The sequence below is a fragment of the Streptomyces sp. H27-H1 genome (genome assembly GCF_026627445.1).
GTDB lineage: Bacteria > Actinomycetota > Actinomycetes > Streptomycetales > Streptomycetaceae > Streptomyces.
This window is the reverse complement of the sequence record NZ_JAPNLJ010000019.1, coordinates 80,668-100,165: the sequence shown is the minus strand read 5'-3', so window position 1 is coordinate 100,165 and position 19,498 is coordinate 80,668. Positions and strand designations below refer to the sequence as shown.

General features: G+C 70.3%; 20 protein-coding genes. 5 read left to right on the top strand and 15 right to left on the bottom strand.

Translation table 11 applies throughout. The features are described 5' to 3' along the window. Positions 1 to 168: 168 nt before the first annotated feature. Both OTB20_RS21825 and OTB20_RS21820 read left to right on the top strand, forming a co-directional pair. On the top strand, positions 169 to 1,380 hold the full coding sequence (locus OTB20_RS21825; RefSeq protein WP_267819845.1) for a L,D-transpeptidase: 1,212 nt from the start codon (positions 169 to 171) through the stop codon (positions 1,378 to 1,380). A gap of 159 nt (positions 1,381 to 1,539) precedes the next feature. Further along, complete coding sequence (locus tag OTB20_RS21820; protein ID WP_267819844.1) at positions 1,540 to 3,147, top strand: CocE/NonD family hydrolase; 1,608 nt, start codon at positions 1,540 to 1,542, stop codon at positions 3,145 to 3,147. A gap of 52 nt (positions 3,148 to 3,199) precedes the next feature. Here OTB20_RS21820 and OTB20_RS21815 read toward each other — a convergent pair whose 3' ends face one another. The 5 genes from OTB20_RS21815 to OTB20_RS21795 all read right to left on the bottom strand — a co-directional run bounded on the left by OTB20_RS21815 (position 3,200) and on the right by OTB20_RS21795 (position 7,041). Further along, the gene (locus tag OTB20_RS21815; RefSeq protein WP_267819843.1) at positions 3,200 to 4,087 is read right to left on the bottom strand and encodes an amino acid ABC transporter permease; all 888 of its coding nucleotides are present in this window, start codon (positions 4,085 to 4,087) and stop codon (positions 3,200 to 3,202) included. Continuing rightward, positions 4,084 to 4,728, bottom strand: coding sequence for an amino acid ABC transporter permease (locus tag OTB20_RS21810; RefSeq protein WP_267819842.1), 645 nt, complete (start codon positions 4,726 to 4,728; stop codon positions 4,084 to 4,086). Before OTB20_RS21810 ends, OTB20_RS21815 begins: the two co-directional genes overlap by 4 nt. Positions 4,729 to 4,745: 17 nt before the next feature. Next, a complete protein-coding gene (locus OTB20_RS21805; protein WP_267819901.1) occupies positions 4,746 to 5,693 on the bottom strand; it encodes a glutamate ABC transporter substrate-binding protein in 948 nt (315 codons plus the stop codon). Between the two features lie 56 nt (positions 5,694 to 5,749). Further along, entirely contained in the window at positions 5,750 to 6,493 is a 744-nt protein-coding gene (locus tag OTB20_RS21800) for an amino acid ABC transporter ATP-binding protein (protein WP_267819841.1), read from the bottom strand. A 107-nt stretch (positions 6,494 to 6,600) separates the two neighbouring features. Beyond that, complete coding sequence (locus tag OTB20_RS21795; RefSeq protein ID WP_267757560.1) at positions 6,601 to 7,041, bottom strand: DUF6278 family protein; 441 nt, start codon at positions 7,039 to 7,041, stop codon at positions 6,601 to 6,603. Between the two features lie 188 nt (positions 7,042 to 7,229). Here OTB20_RS21795 and OTB20_RS21790 point away from each other — a divergent pair, with 188 nt between their 5' ends. After that, positions 7,230 to 8,099, top strand: a complete 870-nt coding sequence (locus tag OTB20_RS21790; RefSeq protein WP_267819899.1) for a DUF3626 domain-containing protein — start codon at positions 7,230 to 7,232, stop codon at positions 8,097 to 8,099. Here the strand turns inward: OTB20_RS21790 and OTB20_RS21785 are convergent. Genes OTB20_RS21785 through OTB20_RS21755 form a run of 7 tightly spaced genes read right to left on the bottom strand, consistent with a single transcriptional unit; the run spans position 8,024 to position 14,190 of the window. Next, positions 8,024 to 8,803: an exodeoxyribonuclease III gene (locus tag OTB20_RS21785; RefSeq protein WP_267819840.1), complete on the bottom strand. Its 780-nt coding sequence runs from the start codon at positions 8,801 to 8,803 to the stop codon at positions 8,024 to 8,026. The genes OTB20_RS21790 and OTB20_RS21785 overlap by 76 nt on opposite strands. Positions 8,804 to 8,833: 30 nt before the next feature. Further along, positions 8,834 to 9,466 (bottom strand): MBL fold metallo-hydrolase, encoded by a 633-nt coding sequence (locus tag OTB20_RS21780; RefSeq protein WP_267819839.1) that lies wholly within the window; start codon positions 9,464 to 9,466, stop codon positions 8,834 to 8,836. A gap of 28 nt (positions 9,467 to 9,494) precedes the next feature. Next, positions 9,495 to 10,085 carry a hypothetical protein gene (locus tag OTB20_RS21775; protein ID WP_267819838.1) on the bottom strand — a complete coding sequence of 197 codons (591 nt, stop codon included), beginning with the start codon at positions 10,083 to 10,085 and terminating at the stop codon, positions 9,495 to 9,497. Next, positions 10,082 to 11,242: an ROK family glucokinase gene (locus tag OTB20_RS21770; protein WP_267819837.1), complete on the bottom strand. Its 1,161-nt coding sequence runs from the start codon at positions 11,240 to 11,242 to the stop codon at positions 10,082 to 10,084. The genes OTB20_RS21775 and OTB20_RS21770 overlap by 4 nt, the downstream gene beginning before the upstream one ends. 16 nt (positions 11,243 to 11,258) lie before the next feature. After that, positions 11,259 to 12,146, bottom strand: a complete 888-nt coding sequence (locus tag OTB20_RS21765) for an ATP-binding cassette domain-containing protein (protein WP_267819897.1) — start codon at positions 12,144 to 12,146, stop codon at positions 11,259 to 11,261. A 2-nt stretch (positions 12,147 to 12,148) separates the two neighbouring features. Further along, on the bottom strand, positions 12,149 to 13,204 hold the full coding sequence (locus OTB20_RS21760; RefSeq protein WP_267819836.1) for an ABC transporter permease: 1,056 nt from the start codon (positions 13,202 to 13,204) through the stop codon (positions 12,149 to 12,151). Further along, a complete protein-coding gene (locus OTB20_RS21755; protein WP_267819895.1) occupies positions 13,201 to 14,190 on the bottom strand; it encodes a sugar ABC transporter substrate-binding protein in 990 nt (329 codons plus the stop codon). The genes OTB20_RS21760 and OTB20_RS21755 overlap by 4 nt, the downstream gene beginning before the upstream one ends. Positions 14,191 to 14,426: 236 nt before the next feature. Between OTB20_RS21755 and OTB20_RS21750 the strand changes: the two genes are divergently transcribed. Next, entirely contained in the window at positions 14,427 to 15,431 is a 1,005-nt protein-coding gene (locus OTB20_RS21750; protein ID WP_267819835.1) for a Gfo/Idh/MocA family oxidoreductase, read from the top strand. Between the two features lie 131 nt (positions 15,432 to 15,562). Here the strand turns inward: OTB20_RS21750 and OTB20_RS21745 are convergent, their stop codons facing one another. The 3 genes from OTB20_RS21745 to OTB20_RS21735 form a co-directional block, all read right to left on the bottom strand. Further along, positions 15,563 to 16,759, bottom strand: coding sequence for a cytochrome P450 family protein (locus tag OTB20_RS21745; RefSeq protein ID WP_267819834.1), 1,197 nt, complete (start codon positions 16,757 to 16,759; stop codon positions 15,563 to 15,565). 57 nt (positions 16,760 to 16,816) lie between these two features. Continuing rightward, positions 16,817 to 17,734: a DMT family transporter gene (locus OTB20_RS21740; protein WP_267819833.1), complete on the bottom strand. Its 918-nt coding sequence runs from the start codon at positions 17,732 to 17,734 to the stop codon at positions 16,817 to 16,819. A gap of 191 nt (positions 17,735 to 17,925) precedes the next feature. Then, the gene (locus OTB20_RS21735; protein WP_267819832.1) at positions 17,926 to 18,540 is read right to left on the bottom strand and encodes a dihydrofolate reductase family protein; all 615 of its coding nucleotides are present in this window, start codon (positions 18,538 to 18,540) and stop codon (positions 17,926 to 17,928) included. A 178-nt stretch (positions 18,541 to 18,718) separates the two neighbouring features. Here OTB20_RS21735 and OTB20_RS21730 point away from each other — a divergent pair, with 178 nt between their 5' ends. Further along, on the top strand, positions 18,719 to 19,450 hold the full coding sequence (locus OTB20_RS21730; RefSeq protein WP_267819831.1) for a 3-oxoacyl-ACP reductase family protein: 732 nt from the start codon (positions 18,719 to 18,721) through the stop codon (positions 19,448 to 19,450). Positions 19,451 to 19,498 lie beyond the last annotated feature (48 nt).

Here is a 19,498-nt window from a genome sequence, read left to right as displayed (position 1 = left end):
CACAGCTGTCCATGACGGCAGTGCGCGGCGATTGTGACCGGACGATGACCGTATCGCTGCGGTGTATGTCACAAGGGGAATCCTGATCTTTTCCGAATCTCCCGCAACCTAGAGTCGTTCCGTTCGCATCTCCTTTTGCGCACGATCATTACTTCGGAGGGGTTTTCGTTGAGCCGCACACGCCGGGTCTTCTCTGTACGCAGCCGCACCGCCGTGGCGGCCGGCACCGCACTGCTGGCCGCCTCGCTGGCCGCCTGCGGTGGGGGCGCTGCTTCGGGCGGCACAGCCAAGTCCGAGATGAAGCAGAAGCCGGACATGGCGGTCTCGGTGAACCTGACCGGCGACCAGGTCAAGGCGGGCCGGCCGGTGACCGTGACGATCGCCGACGGAAAACTCGCGACGGTGAAGGTGACGGACGCCAAGGGCGGTGAACTGGCCGGCCAGATATCCGCCGACGGGAAGACCTGGACCTCGCAGGCCAACGCCCTGCCCTCGGCCGACTACAAGGTCGAGGCCCAGAACACGGACAGCCAGAGCGCCACGACGGCGTTCAAGACCTCGGCGCCCGACCAGGTGAACAAGGTCTCGATCAACATCCCCAAGGGCAGCACTGTGGGTGTGGCCATGCCGGTCTCGATCGTCTTCGACAACCCGGTGAAGGACAAGGCCGCGGTCGAGAAGCAGCTGAAGGTCACCACCTCGGACAACACCGTGGGTTCCTGGGGCTGGATCAAGGACTACTCGGGCAAGGACCGGGTGGACTGGCGACCCAAGGAGTACTGGAAGTCCGGCACCGACGTGAAGGTCCAGATGAACCTGAACGGCGTCGACTCCGGCCCCGGCGGCGGGATGTTCGTCAAGGACTACAACACCGAGTTCAAGATCGGCAAGGACCGCCGGGTGAAGGTGGACCTCGACTCGAAGAGGATGACGGTCACCGAGAACGGCCAGTCCGTCGGCACCACTGCGATCTCGGCGGGCACTCCCGGCGGGAAGAAGGCTTCCTGGGACGGGAAGATGGTGATGATGGCGAAGGAGGGCACCATCCGGATGGACTCCCAGACGGTGGGCCTGGGCGACTCCTACGACAAGATGGTCGAGTACTCGATCCGGCTGACCTGGTCGGGCATGTACGTGCACGCCGCCCCGTGGAACACCGCCAACTTCGGCCGCGCCAACACCAGTTCCGGCTGCGTGGGCATGAGTGACGAGGAGGCCAAGGCCTTCTTCGCGGCGTCCCAGGCGGGCGACCCGTTCGAGGTCGCGGGCCAGGGCTCCAAGGGCAATCCGGACATCGGCAACGGCTACGGCGAGTGGAACCTCACCTGGGAGCAGTGGCAGGCCAAGAGCGCCGCCGCCGGAGCCCCGCAGACCGGCTGAACCCTGCCGGACCGGTACGGCGCCGCCCGCACCGACACCCGCCGGACTGACCATTGTTCAATCGTTACCGCCACGTAACTTACTCACGGGTTACTTCCGGTAAGCCCCTCCCGTTACCGTCGGGTCACTTTGACACCCGGCACACGCGAGGAGCGATCGATGGTCCGTACGGTCCGCACCACCAGCACCGCGACCGCCATGGCGGCCGTACTGGCCGCAGCCGCCCTGGGCCTGGCCCCCCATCAGGCCCAGGCGGCTCCCGCCACCACGACCGCCGCCGTCACCGTCGCCACCGAGGCCTCCCCGGACCTCCGGTTCCACGACATCCCCGGCTCCGGCGGTATCACCCTCAAGGGCAACGTCTTCACCCCGGCCGGCGCCCTGCCCGGCGCGAAGTACCCGCTGATCGTGCTGCCCACCAGCTGGGGCATGCCCCAGATCGAATACATCGTCCAGGCCAAGAAGCTCGCCGACTCCGGCTATGTGGTGGTCAGTTACACCTCCCGCGGCTTCTGGCTCTCCGGCGGCGAGATCGAGACCGCCGGCCCGGCCGACACCGCCGACGTCTCCGCCGTCATCGACTGGGCGCTGGCGAACACCGCCGCCGACGCGGAGCACATCGGGATGGGCGGGGTCTCGTACGGCGCGGGCATCAGCCTGCTGGCCTCCGCGAGCGATCCGCGCATCAAGGCCGTGGTCGCGCTCAGCGGCTGGGCCGATCTCATCGAGTCCATCTACTCCGGGCGCACCCAGCACCTCCAGGCGGCCGGCCTGCTCGGCGGCGCCGGTTTCCTCACCGGCCGCCCCGGCCCCGAGCTCCAGCAGATCCTCGGCGACTTCCTCGGCTCGAAGCTGGACCGGGAACCGCAGATGATCGAGTGGGGCAAGAAGCGCTCCGCCTCCGAGAAGGTGGACCGGATCAACGCCAACGGCGCCGCGATCATGCTCGGCAACGCATGGGGCGACACCATCTTCCCGCCCAACCAGTACGCGAAGTTCTTCGAGAAGCTGACCGGCCCCAAGCGCCTGGAGCTGCGCCCCGGCGACCACGCCACCGCCGAGGCCACCGGCCTCCTCGGACTGCCCAACGACACCTGGACCAACGCCCACCGCTGGTTCGACCGTTACCTCAAGGGCGAGCGAAACGGTGTGGACACCGAGGCCCCCGTACAGATCAAACCCCGCAGCGACGGCGGGTACGAGGGCTATGCCGACTGGAAGTCGGTGGGCTCCGGCGGCGCCGAGAAGCTGATGCTCTCCGACAGCGAGCACCTCTTCACCGGCGTCGACTCCGGCGCCAACGGCGGAGTCGTCCTCCTGTCCAACCTCCTGGACCAGTTCTTCCAGGCGCCCCCGACAGCCTCCATCCCGCTGCTCCCCCGTGCCTTCGCCGCCGTCTGGCAGTCCCCGCGCTACGCCGAGGACCGGCGGGTGCGCGGCACCGTCGGACTGCACACCACCGTCACCCCCACCAAGTCCGACGGCACCTTCGTCGCCTACCTCTACGACGTCGGCCCGCTCGGCATCGGAAAGCTGGTCAGCAACGCCCCGTACACCTTCCACGGCAAGCCGGCCGGCCAGCCCTTCGGAGTGGACCTGGAACTCTTCTCCACCGCCTACGACGTCCCGGCCGGACACCGCCTCGCGGTAGTCGTCGACACCGTCGACCCCCTGTACATCGAGCACAACCCGACCGGCGCGCAGCTGACCTTCTCCTCGCCGCGCACCGATCCCTCATACCTCTCGGTGCCGCTGCGCGAGCAGTGATCCACGGCTGCGGCCGGGCCGGGTGTGGCTCTCGGGGCCTCGGCCCCGGCGGTCAGACCCGGCCCGGCGCCGCCGTTCCCGGCCCGGCCGCCTCGATGTCGATGTCGACCGCCTTCGTCTTGGGGTTGCGCCGCTCACGCCGGGCCACCCAGGTGGCGAACCAGGACAGGAGCATGCACATCCCGATGTAGATCGGCGAGATGATCATCACGACGGGGATGAAGGGCAGGTCGTAGTCGAGGTTGGAGGCGATCAGCTTGCCCGCGTGCAGGAACTCCTCGTAGGTGATCAGGTAGCCGAGCGAGGTGTCCTTGAGCGCGACCACGAGCTGGCTGATGATCGTGGGCAGCATCGCCCGGACCGCCTGCGGGGCAAGGACGTAGGTCATCACCTGGGTCTTGCGCATGCCCAGCGCGTACGCGGCCTCGCGCTGGCCCTTCTCGACCGAGTTGATGCCGGTCCGGAAGACCTCGGCCAGCACCGAGCCGTTGTACAGGGTCAGTCCGGCGACCAGCGCGGGCAGCGGCTGGACCTTCAGTGCGACGAAGATGAAGAAGATCATCACCAGCACCGGCATGGCCCGGAAGAACTCCACGCACAGTGTGGACAGCCAGCGCACCGGCCGGTGGGCCGAGAGCCGGCCCGTCGCGAGCAGCGCGCCGAGCGCGAGCGAGAGCACCGAGGCGTAGGCGAAGGCCTTGAGGGTGTTCCCGAGCCCCTTGAGCAGCAGCTCCTGGATGCCCTTGTACTCGAAGGGGGCCCATTTGGCGGCGGTGAACTGGTTGGTGTCGAAGAGCAGGTAGAGCAGCCAGCCGAGGAGCCCGAGAATTATGGCCGTCGAGGCGACCCCGTAGAAGAAGTGGCGGCGCTGCGCGCGCGGGCCCGGCAGATCGTAGAGGGCGGTGGACTCCAGGTCTCCGTGGAGCGCGTGCGCGGTCATCGGGCGACTCCGAAGCGCTTCTCCAGCACGTTGAACAGCGCGCTGATGGACAGGGTGATGATCAGGTAGCCCACCGCGATCCAGACGAAGGTCCAGATGATGCTGTAGCCCAGCTCGTTGAGGGCCTTGTACGTGCCCAGCAGCTCGGTGACGCTGAAGGCCCCGGCGATCGCGGAGTTCTTGGCGAGCGCGATCAGCGTGGAGCCGATGGGCGGGATGACGGACCGGAAGGCCTGCGGCAGCACAACGGTGCCCAGGCTCTGGCCGAAGGACATGCCGAGGCTGCGGGCCGCCTCGCCCTGGCCCTTGGGCACGGTGTTGATGCCCGAGCGCAGGACCTCGCAGATGAAGGCGGAGGTGTAGCAGCCCAGCGCCAGGACGGCGAAGAGCTGGAAGGGCAGGACCACGCCGAAGCGCGGCAGGCCGAGGAGCACGGCGAAGAAGAGCAGGGTGAGCGGGGTGTTGCGCAGGATGGCCACCCACACGGTGCCGAAGACCCGGAAGGAGCCGACGGGGGCGACGCGGAAGGAGGCCATCAGGAATCCGAGGACCAGGGCCAGGAGGGAGGCGTAGACCGTGAGTTCCACGGTGCCGAGGAAGCCCTTCCCGTAGAGCGAGAAATTTTCGGTGAGTACGTCCATGGCGGTGCGCTCTCCCCTCAGCTCGCCGGGTAGCGGTCGATGGCGGGCGGTTTCGGCGCCGGTTGCCCGGAAAGGCCGAGGGTGGCCCCGTAGGCCTTCTTCCAGTTGCCGTTCCGCTCGTTCTCGGCGAGGGCGTCGTCGAGGGCGAAGCGCAGCGCGTTGTCGGAGCGCGGGACCCCGATGCCGTAGGGCTCCTCGGAGAAGGGCTTGCCGACCACCTTGAGCTCCTCGGGGACCTTGGCCGCGTAGCCGAGGAGGATGGAGTCGTCGGTGGAGACGGCGTCGACCTGGTAGGTCAGCAGGTTGTCCACGCAGACCGAGTACGTGTCGTAGGCGACGAGCACGGCCCGGGGGAACTCCTTCTGCAGCCGCTGGTAGGGGGTGGAGCCGGCGGCCGAGCAGACCTTCTTGCCCGCGAGGTCCTCGGGGCCCTTGATCTCCGTCTCCCCCTTGCGCACGAGCAGCGACTGGCCGGCGAGGAAGTAGGGGCCCGCGAAGCCGACCTGCTTCTTGCGGTTGTCGTTGATCGTGTAGGTGCCGACGTAGTAGTCGATCTGGCCGTTCTGCAGGGCCGTCTCGCGGTTGGCTGAGGCGATGGTCTTGAACTCCACGGTCTTGGGGTCGAAGCCGAGCGAGGCGGACATCATCTTGGCGATCTCGATGTCGAAGCCGGAGTAGCGGCCGCTCGCGGGGTCCTTCTCCCCCATGTACGGCTGGTCCTCCTTGGCGCCGACCACGAGGTGGCCGCGCCGCTTGGCCTTCTTCCAGGTCGGGGAGCCGGGCAGCTGGAAGCCGGTCGCGACCTGGTAGACGGGCAGGTCTTCGGGCTGCGGGCCCTTGACCGGGGGGCTGCCGGACTTTCCGCAGCCGGCGAGGGCGCCCACGAGTACGAGGGCCACGGCGAGAGCGGAGGCGCAGGCCGGCGGGAGGGAGGCGCGCGGGCGTTTCGTCGGGGGGCACTTCATCGGGTGGTGCTTCATCGCGTGGCGTTCCATCGGCCGGTGTCCCATCGGGCCGCCCCTCAGTGCTTGAGGATCTTGGAGAGGAAGTCCTTGGCCCGGTCGCTCTCGGGGGCGGTGAAGAAGGCCTCCGGGGTCCGGTCCTCGATGATCCTTCCGTCGGCCATGAACACGACGCGGTTGGCGGCGGAGCGGGCGAAGCCCATCTCGTGGGTGACCACGATCATGGTCATGCCCTCGGCGGCGAGCTGCTGCATGACCTCCAGCACTTCGTTGATCATCTCCGGGTCGAGCGCGGAGGTGGGCTCGTCGAAGAGGAGGGCCTTGGGGTTCATGGCGAGTGCTCGGGCGATGGCCACGCGCTGCTGCTGGCCGCCGGAGAGCTGGGCGGGGAACTTATCGGCCTGGTCCGCGAGGCCGACCCGCTCCAGCAGCTCGCGGGAGCGCTTGTCCGCCTCTTCCTTCTTGCGCTTCCTGACCTTGATCTGGGCGAGGGAGACGTTGGCGAGGACCGTCTTGTGCGCGAAGAGGTTGAAGGACTGGAAGACCATGCCCACGTCCGCGCGGAGCGCGGCGAGCTCCTTGCCCTCGTCCGGCAGCGGCTTCCCGTCGAGCATGATCGTGCCCGACTCGATGGTCTCCAGCCGGTTGACCGCCCGGCACAGGGTCGATTTCCCGGAGCCGGAGGGGCCGATGACCACCACCACCTCCCCGCGGCCGACGGTGAGGTTGATGTCCTGAAGGACGTGCAGTTGTCCGAAGTGCTTGTTGACGTCCCGCAGCTCGATCAACGGATCGACGGCCATACGCTGCCCTGCCCACTTGTCGGTGTGTCGAGGTCAGCGCAAACTATCCAGCCGCGGAAGGGCACTTCACCGCGACACGCCTAAACGCCGCATAAAGGCCCCGGAGGTCAGCCTTCCGAGGCTTCGGCGTACGCCTGGCTCAGCTCGGGGGATCCCGTCATCGCCCACGACACCCCCGACTCGACCACGTTCAGCTCGCGGCCCGAGGCCAGCCGGATCACCGGCTGTCCGTTGGGCCACACCTGCCAGACGGCGCCCGGAACGGAGCGGACGATCACGGTCCCGAGGTAGAAGCCCGCGTCGTTGCCGAGCCACGGAGTGATCTCCGGATCCCGGCGCCAGCGCGGCATCAGCTGGTCGATCCCCTCCAACGAGCCCGGGGTCTCGTCCAGTTCGAGCCCGGCCGAGCGCGCTTGGGCGCGCAGCATCTCACATTCCGCGAACAACTCGTTGATGCCCTCGGGATCATCCGCGAGGGCCGCGGCGAGCCCCGCACCCACGCCCGTTTCGTGCCGATTAATCCAGTTTGCCAGGAAAGGGATGTTCATAACTCCAGCCTGACACCCGGATCCCCGGCGGGCTACAGGGCGCGCCTGAAGGATCACCGGCCGCGAGCACAATCCGCGTGCGCCGGATGATCACATCGAGGGAGACTGGGCCGGTGAACTTCGAAGTCCCGGCCACGCCGCAGGAACGGGCCGTTCGCCATGTCACCGAGCTGTCGTCCGGCGACCCCATGGACCCGGCGCTGCGCGTGACCCTCAACTTCCACCCGGATCGACGGGTGCGCGGCAAGCCGATCCTGGATGCCCTGGCTCACGACGGCATCTACCGCTCACAGTTCGTCACGGGCGTCGGCAACGGCGGCCTGACCGCCCACCCCGGCGGGGAGCGGTGGCGGTGGGAGAGCCGGATCTTCGGCGGATCCTATGACGACGCCCCCGCCCACGAGCGGCCCGTCTACGGGGCCCTGAACTTCCGCCGCAAGCCGGCAGGCGCAGCGCCGCGATTCGGATCCGCTCACTTCCGGCTGACCGCGGGGCCGCTCGAGCGCACCACGTTCTGCTATCCCGACAGCTTTCTCGAGCCCTCGGACTTCGGTGTCGCGGCCAGGATGCCGCTGATCGAGCAGGCCCGGGCCGACGACCAGGACGACCTCGACGACTACATCGAGGCCCAGGTCCACGGACCGGTCGTGCTGGACCGCGACGTGGAAGCACTGGTCCTGGACCCCTGCTACCGCGGCACGGCGGTGGAGGCGGCGGCGCTTCGGCTGCCCTGCCCGGTGGAGTGGCACGCCGGCTTCGAGCTCTCCGTCGGGGATCTGCGGCTGCACCCCGGCTACCGCGGAGCGCAGTACGTCGACATGGGCGCGGCCATCGCGGCCGAAGGGCGGCTCGACCCCGGGGTCATCGGGGACGCCCTGCTCGCCGGCCGCGGGGACGAACAGTCCCTCAAAAAGGTGTGGCACTGCCTCGCGCGGTTCGGGGCGCCCCCGCCCGGTGTCTTCGACGGGTTTCGCCGAACGGGTCAGACTTGCAGGTCGACGACGACGGGCGCGTGGTCGGAGGCGCCCTTGCCCTTGCGTTCCTCGCGGTCCACGTAGGAGTCGGTGACGGCCTTGGCGAAGGCCTCGTTCCCGTAGACCAGGTCGATGCGCATTCCCCTGTTCTTCGGGAAGGCCAGCATCCGGTAGTCCCAGAAGGTGTACGGCCGGTCGTACTTGAGGGCACGCGGGAAGACGTCGGAGAGGCCGACTGAGCGCAGCTGCTCCAGGGCGGCCCGCTCTTCCGGAGTGACGTGGGTCAGGCCCTCGAAGACCGCCGGGTCGTAGACGTCCTCGTCGGTCGGGGCCACGTTGAAGTCGCCGAGCACCGCGAACGGGCGCGGGCCGGCCGCGTCTTGCTCGACGACGGCGGACAGGGCCCGGAACCAGTCCAGCTTGTAGCCGTAGTGGTCGTGCGCGACCTCGCGCCCGTTGGGTACGTACACCGACCAGACGCGCACTCCGCCGCAGGTGGCGGAGATGGCGCGGGGCTCCTGGACCCCCTCGTAGTCGGGGCCGCCGGGCAGGCCGGTGACCACGTCCTCCAGGCCCACCTTGGAGAGCAGGGCCACCCCGTTCCACCGGCCGGTGGCGTTGACGGCCGACTCGTAGCCCAGCTCGCGGAGCTCCGCGTACGGGAACTGCTCCGCGGAGCACTTGGTCTCCTGGATGCACAGGACATCGGTGCCGGAGCTCTCCAGCCAGGCCAGCAGGCGCGGCAGCCGGGCGGTGATCGAGTTGACGTTGAACGTGGCGATACGCATGCCGTCAAACCTACCGCCCGGCACCGACAGTCACAGGTCGGCGGTGTCCCCGGCGGTGAGTCGGCCGTACCCTGCGCCGCCGAGGTTTCCGATCTGGGTGGCGTAGATCGGGAGCACCAGGTCGGTCAGACCCGCGTCGTGGATGGCGAGGGTTTCGCGCGGCTGGACCTCGCGGACGTAGTCGATCACTTCGGCGATCTTGTTCCAGGGCGCGTGCACCGGGAGCATGAGCGTCTCGACGGGAGCCTCGGGCACGGTCAGGGCGTCCCCCGGGTGGAAGAGGGAAGCGTCCACCAGGAAGCCGACATTGGTGATCCGCGGGATGTCCGGGTGGATCACGGCGTGCAGTTCGCCGTGTACCTGGACCTCGAAGCCGGCGGCGGTGAAGGTGTCCCCGTGGCCCACGGTGTGGACACGGCCCGGATAGGCGGGGGCGAGTTTCTCCGCGACGCTGCGCAGGGTCCACAGCTGCGCCGCCGGGTTCGCGTCGAGGGCGGCCCGCAGCCGGCCCTCCTCGTAGTGGTCGGGGTGCTCGTGCGTGACGAGCAGGGCGTCGGCCCCGAGGCCGGCGTCCGCTTCGCTGAAGGCGCCCGGGTCGATGACGAGCAGGCGCCCGTCCTTCTCCAGCTGGACGCAGGAGTGCAGCCGCTTGGTGAGCTTCATGATCCAAGGCTAGCCCCCGACCGGGCGGTCAGGGGGTGGTCGAGGAGACCACGTAGACCTTGGAGACCTTGTCGTCCGAGAGGTCGACCGTGATGTCCCGGGTGGGCCTCGGATCCTCCTCTTCGAGGGTGATCCCGAGCCACCCGGTCTTGGACTCCCAGTTCCATCCCGCGACCGAGGTGTCGTGCTCGGAGATCGACACCCCGGGAGTCAGCTCCTTGCGGCTGGTGCCGACGGAAGCCAGGAACGCGTCCAGCTCGGGCGGGGTGACCGCGAACTGCGTGTACAGCCGGCTGGTGCGCCAGTTGTTCGTCTCCAGGAACCCGACGCGCCAGGCGTTCGGCGGGATCGGGACCTCGTAGATGCTGCGCTGCACCTTGGACGGCCAGCCGGGGCGCACCTGGGCGGCGCCGACCTTGGACGCCTTGTCGCGGCCGCTCTGCCGGCTCTGCTGGGCGGAGATGGCCAGGTAGCCCGCGGGTACGCCGATCAGCAGCAGGATAATGATCGCGGTGATCCAGCGGCGCCGCACCACGTGCTTGCGGTCCTCGGCGGGGGCCGGCGCGGCGGGCCCCTCGCCGGGGGACGCGGCCTGGCGGGGCAGGGAGGGCGGTGTCACTGCGTTTCCTGGTCTTCGGTGCCGGTGGTGTCGCGCCGGCCGAACTGCGCGTAGCGCTCGTAGCGCTCCACGCGCCGGCGCGTGGCGCGGCGGAAGCGGCGGGCGACGAGCCGGGAGAGGTCGGCGGCGCCGACCATGCCCGCCTCGGGGCCGAGCTGGGCCTTGGCGATGCGGGCCTCGGGGCGGTAGCCGCGGCCGGTGAGGTGGCGGCGGAAGGCCTCGCGGGCCGGGCCGATCAGCAGGTCGTCGGCGGCGCTGACGCCGCCGCCGATGACGAAGCACGAGGGGTCGAGGGCGGCGGCGAGGTTGGCGATGCCGACGCCGAGCCACTGGCCGATGTCCTGGAGGAGCTCGATGCACATGGCATCGCCCTCGCGGGCCAGCTCCGTGATGAGCGGCCCGGTGATCTCCGAGACGTTTCCGCCGACCCGGGCGATGAGGTTGTACGCCACCGGGGAGTCGGCGGCGGCCAGCTCGCGGGCCTCGCGGACCAGCGCGTTGCCGGAGCTGTACTGCTCCCAGCAGCCGCGGTTGCCGCAGGGGCAGCGGTGGCCCCCGGGGACGACCTGCATGTGGCCGAACTCGCCGGCGACCCCGTAGCGGCCGCGCTTGACCTGGCCGCCTTCGAGGATGGCCCCGCCGATGCCGGTACCCAGGGTGATCATGACGAGGTGGTCCTCGCCCCGGCCGGCGCCGAAGCGCCATTCCGCCCAGGCGGCGGTGTTGGCATCGTTGTCCACCATGACCGGGACCGCGAGCCGGGACTGGAGCGCGTCGCGCAGCGGTTCGTCGCGCCAGGCCAGGTGGGGGGCGAACAGGACGCGGGAGCGGTCGGCGTCGACCCAGCCGGCGGCGCCGATGCCCACCGCGTGCACGTCGTGCCGGTCGGAGAGGTCGAGGACCAGCTCGACGATGGTGTCCTCGACCACCTTGGCGCTCTTGGACTTGTCCGGGGTCTCGGCCCGGATCTTCTCCAGGATGATCCCGTCGGCGTCGACCACCCCGGCCATCACCTTGGTGCCGCCGATGTCGATGCCGACGGTCGGAACGCGCGGGGCGGTCAGGTGCGACCGGCGCTCACGGGTCCCGATGGTCCGCAGGACGGTGCCTCGCGCCGCCCCCCGGTGGGCGAGCGTGAAGTCCCGGTACGTGCTCATCGAGTCGTGTCGTCCCTCATGGTGCGGCAGTGCCCGGAGTGGGTCCGGATGCCTGGTCGGATGGAGTGGCGGATGTGCTGTCAGGTCCCGATTCTGCCACTCGCTCCAGTTCGTGGCTCAGTTCGTCGAGCTCGGAACCGCCCGCCATCTGCCGGGTGAGCTCGTCCAGGGTGATCGAGTCGCGGGTGTGGCTGCCCGCCATGGTGCCGCGCTTGAGGAGCACGAACCGGTCTCCGACCAGGTGTGCGTGGTGCGGATTGTGCGTGATCAGGACCACGCCGAGGCCCGCGTCACGGGCCGCGGCGACGTACTTGAGGACCACCCCGGACTGTTTGACGCCGAGGGCGGCGGTGGGCTCGTCGAGTACGAGGACCTTCGCGCCGAAGTGGACGGCGCGCGCGATGGCCACGCACTGCCGCTCGCCGCCGGACAGGGTGCCGATGGGCTGGTCGACGTCCCGCAGGTCGATGCCCATCCGCAGCAGCTCGGTGCGGGTGGTGCGGCGCATGAGCTCCACGTCGAGGCGGCGCAGGGGGCCGCGCCCCTTGGTGGGCTCGGAGCCGAGGAAGAAGTTGCGCCAGACGGGCATGAGCGGGACCACGGCGAGGTCCTGGTAGACGGTGGCGATGCCGCGGTCGAGGGCGGCGCGCGGGTTGGCGAGCACCGTCTCCTCGCCCTCGATCTCGAAGGTGCCGGCGTCGTGCCGGTGCAGCCCCGCGATGATCTTGATGAGGGTGGACTTGCCGGCGCCGTTGTCGCCGAGGACACAGGTGATCTCGCCGGGCGAGACCTCCAGGGAGACGTCCTGGAGGGCGCGGATGTTTCCGTAGTACTTGCTGACGTCGGTCAGCTTCACCAGGGCGGGCGCGCCGTCGGGAGCGCCGGCCGGGTTCGCTTCGGTCATCTTCACTTCGCCTCCGCCCGCTTGCGGACCCATGCGTTGAGCAGCGTGGCCAGCAGCAGCATCGCGCCGAGGAAGAACTTGAACCAGTCCGGGTTCCACTGGGCGTACACGATGCCGTTGCTGGTCATGCCGAAGATGAAGGCGCCCACGGCGGAGCCGATGGCCGAGCCGTAGCCGCCGGTCATCAGACAGCCGCCGATGACGGCCGCGATGATGTAGAGGAACTCGTTGCCGACGCCCTCGCCCGACTGGACCACGTCGAACGAGAAGAGGATGTGCTGCCCGGAGATCCAGGCGCACAGCGCGACGCCCATGTACAGGCCGATACGGGTCTTCACGACGGGGACGCCGGTCGCGCGGGCCGCGTCCGCGCCGCCGCCGACGGCGAAGATCCAGTTGCCGGCGCGGGTGCGCAGCAGGATCCAGGTGGCCACGGCGACCAGTAGCAGCCACCACAGGATGGTGACCTTGAGGGTGACCGAGCCGAAGGTCCACTGCGAGGCGAAGAGCGCTCGGGCGGAGGAGAAGCCCTCCATGTCGGCGATGGTCTTGGTGGACACCGAGCCGCTGATCAGCTTGGTGAAACCGAGGTTCAGGCCGGTCAGCATCAGGAAGGTGCCGAGCGTGATGATGAAGCTGGGCAGTTTCGTGCGGGTCAGCATGAACCCGTTGAAGAACCCGATCGCCAGGGTGACCAGCAGCGATACGAGGACGCCCACCCAGACGTTGGCGGTCATCTGGTAGCTGAACATCGAGCTGAGCAGCGCCGAGGAGGTGACCATGACCCCGGCGGACAGGTCGAACTCCCCGCCGATCATGAGCAGGGCCACCGGGACGGCCATGATGCCGATGGTGGAGGCCGAGTAGAGGACCGTGCTCAGGCTGGAGGCCCGCAGGAAGCTGTCGGCGGCGAAGGAGAAGAAGACGAAGACGGCGGCCGCGCCGACCACCGCGCCGAGCTCGGGCCGGCCGAGCAGGCGGCGCAGCAGCGAGGTGGGCGCGAGACGCTCGTCGCGCGGACCGGCTGCGGGAGCGGGGGCCTGGGTGGCGGTGCTCATCGGCTGCCCCGGTTGATGAACTTCTCCAGGGTGGCCGCCTCGGCCCCCGTGACGATCTGCGGCCCGGTGAGTACCGGCCGGCCGCCGCCGAGCACGTCGGCGTTGTAGCGGTAGAGCCAGAGCAGGTCGACGGCCTCGTAGCCCTGGAGGTAGGGCTGCTGGTCGACGGCGAATCCGAGGGCGCCGGACTTCAGGTCGCGGGCCACCGAGGCGTTCAGGTCGAAGGTGTCCACCTCGGCCTTGCTGCCCGCCGCCTCCTTGGCCTTGACGGCGGTGGGGGCGAACGGCGCGCCGAGGGTGACGATCGCGTCGACGGAGGGGTCGGCCTGGAGCTTGGCCTGGAGGGCCGACTGGACGGACGGCATGTTGGTGCCCTCGACGTACAGGTTCTCCATGGTCCCGCCGGATTCGCCGAAGGTCTTCTTCGCTCCGGCGCAGCGCTGCTCGTGGCCCACGTTGCCCTGCTCGTGCAGGACGCAGACCGCCTTCTTGCGCCCGCGCTTGCCCAGCTCGGTGCCGACCGCCTCGCCGGCGATCTCCTCGTCCTGGCCGATGTGGGTGAGCGCCCCGTACTCGGCGGACTTGGCTGATCCGGAGTTGACCGTGACCACCGGGATACCGGCCTTGACGGCCTTGGCGAGGACGTCCTTGAGGGCATCGGGCTTGGCGAGGGAGACGATCAGCCCGTCGACCTTCTGGTCGATGGCGTTCTGGACGAACTGGGCCTGCTGCTGTGCCTGGTCGTCGTGGGCGTAGACGAAGTTGATGTTGTCCTTCGCCGCGGCCTCCTTGGCGCCCTTCTGCACGATGTCCCAGAAGGTGTCGCCGTCGCCCGCGTGGGTGACCATCGCGAAGGTCCAGCGCGGGGTCGAAACCGCGGGCCGGCCCGCCGCCTCGGCCTTCGCGCGGTCCTCGGCCCGCTTCCCGCCCGTACTGCTGCAGCCCACGAGGGAGGCGCCCAGTACCGCCGCGAGCACCGCACCCACGAGGCGCACCCCTGTCCGAACCCTAGCCACGTCTGCCCGTGCCTTTCGCTTGTCGCGCCGTCCCGCCGGCGCTGTCCCGCCGCGGTACCCGCTCGTCAAAACGGTCATTTGTTTCAAGCCGCAGCCGCCCAGTATCCGTCACAATGCACCATGCAAGGTCATCGGGGCCATTGCGGATGGCGCGGGACACAGCGGGACGGATTGACAGCTCCCCCGGACGGGGTCAGGTTGAATGCATGCGCATCGGGCTCATCGGTACGGGCCGGATCGGCTCCTTCCACGCGGCGGCGCTGGCCCGCCAGGCGGACGCGAGCTCGCTCCTGCTCGCCGACGCGGACCCCTCGCGGGCGGCGCGCCTCGCCGACCGGCTCGGGGCCACCGCCGCGCCCACCGTCGAGCAGATCTTCACGTGGGGCGTGGACGCGGTGGTGGTGTCCTGCGCCACCGAGGGGCACGCGGACCTCGTCGTACGCGCGGTTCGCGCCGGGCTGCCGGTGTTCTGCGAGAAGCCGATCGCCCCGGACCTGAACCGCACCCTGTCGGTGCTGCGCGAGGTGGCGGCGGTCGGCGGGGTGCTCCAGCTGGGGTTCATGCGCCGCTTCGACGAGGGCTACACGACGGCGCGCGAGCTGGTCCGCTCCGGCGCCCTGGGCCGGCTGCACACCGTACGGACCACCACCGCGGACCCCTCCCCGCCGAGCGCCGCATACCTCGCGACCTCGGGCGGGCTGTACCGGGACTGCCTGGTCCACGACTTCGACATGGTCCGCTGGGTGACCGGGCACGAGGTGAGCGAGGTGTACGCGACCGGGTCGGACGCGGGGCCGGCGCAGTTCCAGGAGACGGGCGACATCGCCACCGCCGCCGCGGTCCTCACCCTGGACGACGGGACGCTGGTCTCCAGTACCGGTACGCGGTGCAACGGCGCCGGTTACGACGTACGGATGGAGCTGGCCGGGGAGCTGGACCAGGTCTCCACCGGGCTGGACGACCGTACGCCGATCGCCTCGACCGAACCGCACGGCCCGCCCCCGGCCACCAAGCCGTGGCCCGGGTTCCTGGAGCGCTTCGCCCCCGCCTACGAGGCGGAGCTGGCGGCCTTCGTCCGGCTGGTGCGCGGCGAGGGACCCAATCCGTGCGACGGCGTCGAGGCGCTCGCCGCACTGCGGGTGGCAGAGGCCTGCGAGCGCTCGCGGCGGGAGCGGCGGCGGGTCGGGCTGGAGGAGCTCCCGGAGCTGTGACCTGCGCTGCGGCCTGGACTGTGGCCCGGGCTGAGGCCCGGGCTGCGCATCGGCCCGCGCGCGGATCCGCCGGGTCTGTGCGGGATGGGTCATGAGTGTCATGGCGGTCCTGGCTGTCATGGCGGGCGCGGCTACCAGCGGACCGGCAGTCGCTTCACTCCCCGGATGAGGGTGCCGGGGATCCACTCCGGTGGCCCCGCCTGCGGGTCGTCGGCCAGGTCGGGGAATCGTTCCAGCAGGGCCCGGATCGCGATGCGGCCCTCCATGCGGGCCAGCGGGGCTCCGAGGCAGAAGTGGATGCCGTGGCCGAAGGCCAGGTGGCTCTGGCCGGCGCGGCGGATGTCGAACACGTCGGGCCCGGGATCCGGGAAGCGTGCCGGGTCTCGGTCGGCGGCGGCGAGGGAGACCAGTACGGGTGAGCCCGCCTCGATGAGGGTCCCGCCGATCTCCAGGTCGGCGCGGGCGAATCGGTAGGTGGCGCTCTCCACCGGGCCGTCGTAGCGAAGCATCTCCTCCACGGCTCCGTCGATGAGCCCGTCCGTATCGGCGCGCAGTGCCGCCAGCTGCTCGGGGTGGGCGAGCAGGGCCCGTACGCCGTTGCCGAGCATGTTCACCGCGGTCTCGTGGCCGGCGAGCAGCAGCAGGAAGGCCATCCCGGCCAGTTCCTCCGGGGACAGCTGGTCGCCGTCCTCGTTCCGGGACCTGATCAGGGCGCTGAGCAGGTCCTGGCCGGGGTGCTCCCGCTTGGCCCCGATGAGCTCGGCGAGGTAGCCGGACATCTCGCGCAGTGCGGTGGTCTCGGCCTCCTTGCCGGTCGGCGCGACCACTTCGTTGCACCACCGGCGGAAGGAGTCCCGGTCGAGGTCGGGGACGCCGAGGAGTTCGCAGATCACGGTCATCGGCAGCGGTACGGCCAGGGAGCTGATCAGGTCGCCGCGGCGGTCCGGGGCGGCCTCCATCGCGTCGAGCAGCTCGTCGGTGACCTGCCGGACCCGGGGGCGCAGGGACTCGACCCGGCGGGCGGTGAACTCGCCGGCCACCAGACGGCGCAGCCGGGTGTGGTGGGGCGGGTCGGAGCGGAGCATGTTGGTGCTCAGGCTGGTGGTGGTGGTCCGGCCGGCGTAGAGGTCGGTGGTCTGCCAGTTCTTCAGCACATCGGGGTGGGCGAGGGCCTGGCGGGCCTCGTCGTGACCGACGATCAGCCAGACCTCCTCCCCGTCCGCCGTCTTGACGCGGTGGACGGGGCCGCTCTCCCGCAACCGCGCGTAGTGCGGATAGGGGTTCTCGTTGAAGCCGTCGGCGAGGCTGCTGAGGTCCAGAATTGGCATGGTGACCAGCGTAGAGCGGGCGATCACCCTGACTGGGGGGCTCTTTCGGACAATCGCTCAGCCACCGGCGCGCCGCCCCCACGCGGTACCCGCGAGTACCAGCGCCGCCCCTGCGAAACCGAGGGCCCCGAGGTGCTCGCCGCCGATGGCGATGCCCGCCGCGGCCGCCCAGAGGGGTTCGGTGCCGAGCAGCAGGCTGACGCGGGAGGGCGAGGTGCGCCGGACCGCCCACATCTGCACGAAGAAGGCGAACAGGGTGCAGAAGACGGACAGGAAGGCGAGCCCGGCCCACTCGGCCGCGCCGAAATCGGCGGCGGCCGCCCAGGGGCTCGCGCCGGTGCCGGGCAGCAGGGCCAGTACCGCGAACACGCAGACCGCGGTGCCGAGCTGAACAGTGGTCAAGGAGAGCGAGTCCGCCTCCTGCACGGCCTTGATCCGGGCCATGAGCAGGACGTGCACGGTTCGCGCGAGGGCCGCGCCGAGGATGAGCAGGTCACCGGGGCTCAGGGCGGTGAATCCGGCGCCCTGGGTCAGCAGGACGACGCCGCTGACGGAGACGGCCGCGGCGCCGAGGAAGGCGGCCGAGGGAGCCTCGCGGCGGACGGCGGACTCGGCGAGCGGAGTGAAGATCATGGTCAGGCTGATGATGAGCCCGGCATTGGTGGCGGAGGTGTGGACGACCCCGTAGGTCTCCAGCAGGAAGATCCCACCGAGTACGAGTCCCAGCGCTCCGGCCCCGCGCAGCTGGGCGGGGGTGAGTGCGCGCAGCCGTCGCCGGCCGGCGACGGCGAGGACGGGCAGGACCAGCGCGAAGCGCAGGACGAGTACCGCGATCACGGTGTGCGTGGTGGTGACGCCCTTGGCGGCGAGGTAGCTGCCACCCCAGACGACGGCGACCAGCAGGACCGGCAGATCCGCGAGCCAGGCCCTGCGGGGGGCGGCGACGGGGGGCGCGGGGGCGGCGATGGTGGACACCGGTTCTCCAACGGCAGAAGGCAGGTGGAGACTTCGGCGGCTCGCACGGGGGGTGGGCCCACGCTACCCGAGCATGATCGGCCGGTCGAGCCATTTGCCCCCGGGCCGCTCCGCGCGCGGGCGTACGCGCGCGGGCGTACGCGCAGGCCCGTCCGCGCGCTCCCGCCGCCGGCCGGGCCCGGTACCCGGTGTCACTCGAAGCTGCCGAACGCGGCGCGCCCCTTCGTCCGGTAGGTGTGGATGGCCGTGCCGGCCGAGGTGGTCCGCGAGTCCGTCACCTCGAAGGCCGTCGGCAGCCCGCCCGTCGGAAACAGCCGCCGTCCGGCGCCCAGGAAGACGGGGAAGACCAGCAGGTTCAGCTCGTCCACCAGGTCCCGCGCCAGCAGCCACTGCGCCAGCGCGCCGCTGCCGTGCACCTGCAGCTCCCCCTCGGTCGCGTCCTTGATCCGTACGACCTCGCTCTGCAGCTGCTCCCCGTCGATCACGGTGGCGGGGCCCCAGGCCGGCTCCTTGAGCGTGGTGGAGGCCACGTACTTCGGCAGCCGGTTGAGCTTGCTCGCGACGGGGTCCGCGGGGTCGTCGTGCCGCGGCCAGTACGAGCCGAAGATCTCGTAGGTCCGGCGTCCGAGCAGGAAGGCCCCGGTCCGGTCGAAGACCTCGGTGACGAACTCCCCCATGCCCTCGTCGGCGAAGGGCACGATCCAACCGCCGTACGAGAACCCGCCACTGGGGTCCTCGTCCGGAGCCCCGGGCGCCTGCATCACACCGTCGAGGGTCAGGAAGGTGGTGAGGGTCAGCTTTCCCATGTCTCTGCGCTCCCGGGCTCCGGTACGTCGGCTGCTACGGGTTCAGACTCCCGGGTCGAGCGGAACTCATCGGTCCGCCGCGCGCGAACGCGATGTCCGATTCCTGCCAGCGCGCCGGTCCCGTCCCCCGTTTCATTGAATCCACAACGACCTGACGGCACTACGACGGAGGAAACCCATGAACGGCACAGTGGCACTGGTGACCGGAGGCAGCAGGGGCATCGGGGCGGCCACCGCCATCCGGCTGGCGGAGGACGGCAACGACGTGGCCCTCACCTACGTCAACGACGAGGAGGCCGCACGGGTGGTCGTCGGCAAGATCGAGGCGCTCGGTCGGCGCGGCCTGGCCCTGCGCGCCGACGCGGGGGACGCGGAGGCGGTCGCCGGCGCGGTGGAGGACACCGTACGGGGCCTGGGCCGGATCGACGTCCTGGTGAACAACGCCGGGGTGGGCGTACTCGGCCCGCTCGAGGCACTCACCCCCGCGGACGTGGACCGGGTCCTCGCGATCAACGTCCGCGGCGCCTTCCTGGCCTCCCGGGCCGCGGCCGGCCGGATGGGCCGGGGCGGGCGGATCGTCACCATCGGCAGCTGCATCACCCAGCGGGTCCCGGGGCCGGGCGGCACCCTCTACGCGATGAGCAAGTCCGCGCTGACCGGTCTGACCAAGGCCCTCTCCCGGGAGCTCGGGGAGCACGGGATCACCGCGAACCTCGTCCACCCGGGCCCGGTGGACACCGACATGAACCCGGCGGACGGCCCCTACGCCGCCCCTCAGGCGGCCATGACGGCCCTGGGCCGCTTCGGCACCCCGGAGGAAGTGGCCGCCATGGTCTCCTTCCTCGCGGGCCCGGACGCCGCGTACGTCACGGGCGCCGAGTTCGCGGTGGACGGCGGGCACGCGGCTTAGGCCCGGCGCATAGGGGGCCCGGGTCTCGTACGGGGCCCCGTACGAGAC

Bases quoted from the DNA above. Each gene is read 5' to 3' on its own strand.
- OTB20_RS21820 (WP_267819844.1), top strand. From the start codon at position 1,540: ATGGTCCGTACGGTCCGCACCACCAGCACCGCGACCGCCATGGCGGCC.
- OTB20_RS21815 (WP_267819843.1), bottom strand. From the start codon at position 4,087: ATGACCGCGCACGCGCTCCACGGAGACCTGGAGTCCACCGCCCTCTAC.
- OTB20_RS21810 (WP_267819842.1), bottom strand. From the start codon at position 4,728: ATGGACGTACTCACCGAAAATTTCTCGCTCTACGGGAAGGGCTTCCTC.
- OTB20_RS21805 (WP_267819901.1), bottom strand. From the start codon at position 5,693: ATGAAGTGCCCCCCGACGAAACGCCCGCGCGCCTCCCTCCCGCCGGCC.
- OTB20_RS21800 (WP_267819841.1), bottom strand. From the start codon at position 6,493: ATGGCCGTCGATCCGTTGATCGAGCTGCGGGACGTCAACAAGCACTTC.
- OTB20_RS21795 (WP_267757560.1), bottom strand. From the start codon at position 7,041: ATGAACATCCCTTTCCTGGCAAACTGGATTAATCGGCACGAAACGGGC.
- OTB20_RS21790 (WP_267819899.1), top strand. From the start codon at position 7,230: ATGGACCCGGCGCTGCGCGTGACCCTCAACTTCCACCCGGATCGACGG.
- OTB20_RS21785 (WP_267819840.1), bottom strand. From the start codon at position 8,803: ATGCGTATCGCCACGTTCAACGTCAACTCGATCACCGCCCGGCTGCCG.
- OTB20_RS21780 (WP_267819839.1), bottom strand. From the start codon at position 9,466: ATGAAGCTCACCAAGCGGCTGCACTCCTGCGTCCAGCTGGAGAAGGAC.
- OTB20_RS21770 (WP_267819837.1), bottom strand. From the start codon at position 11,242: ATGAGCACGTACCGGGACTTCACGCTCGCCCACCGGGGGGCGGCGCGA.
- OTB20_RS21765 (WP_267819897.1), bottom strand. From the start codon at position 12,146: ATGACCGAAGCGAACCCGGCCGGCGCTCCCGACGGCGCGCCCGCCCTG.
- OTB20_RS21760 (WP_267819836.1), bottom strand. From the start codon at position 13,204: ATGAGCACCGCCACCCAGGCCCCCGCTCCCGCAGCCGGTCCGCGCGAC.
- OTB20_RS21750 (WP_267819835.1), top strand. From the start codon at position 14,427: ATGCGCATCGGGCTCATCGGTACGGGCCGGATCGGCTCCTTCCACGCG.
- OTB20_RS21745 (WP_267819834.1), bottom strand. From the start codon at position 16,759: ATGCCAATTCTGGACCTCAGCAGCCTCGCCGACGGCTTCAACGAGAAC.
- OTB20_RS21735 (WP_267819832.1), bottom strand. From the start codon at position 18,540: ATGGGAAAGCTGACCCTCACCACCTTCCTGACCCTCGACGGTGTGATG.
- OTB20_RS21730 (WP_267819831.1), top strand. From the start codon at position 18,719: ATGAACGGCACAGTGGCACTGGTGACCGGAGGCAGCAGGGGCATCGGG.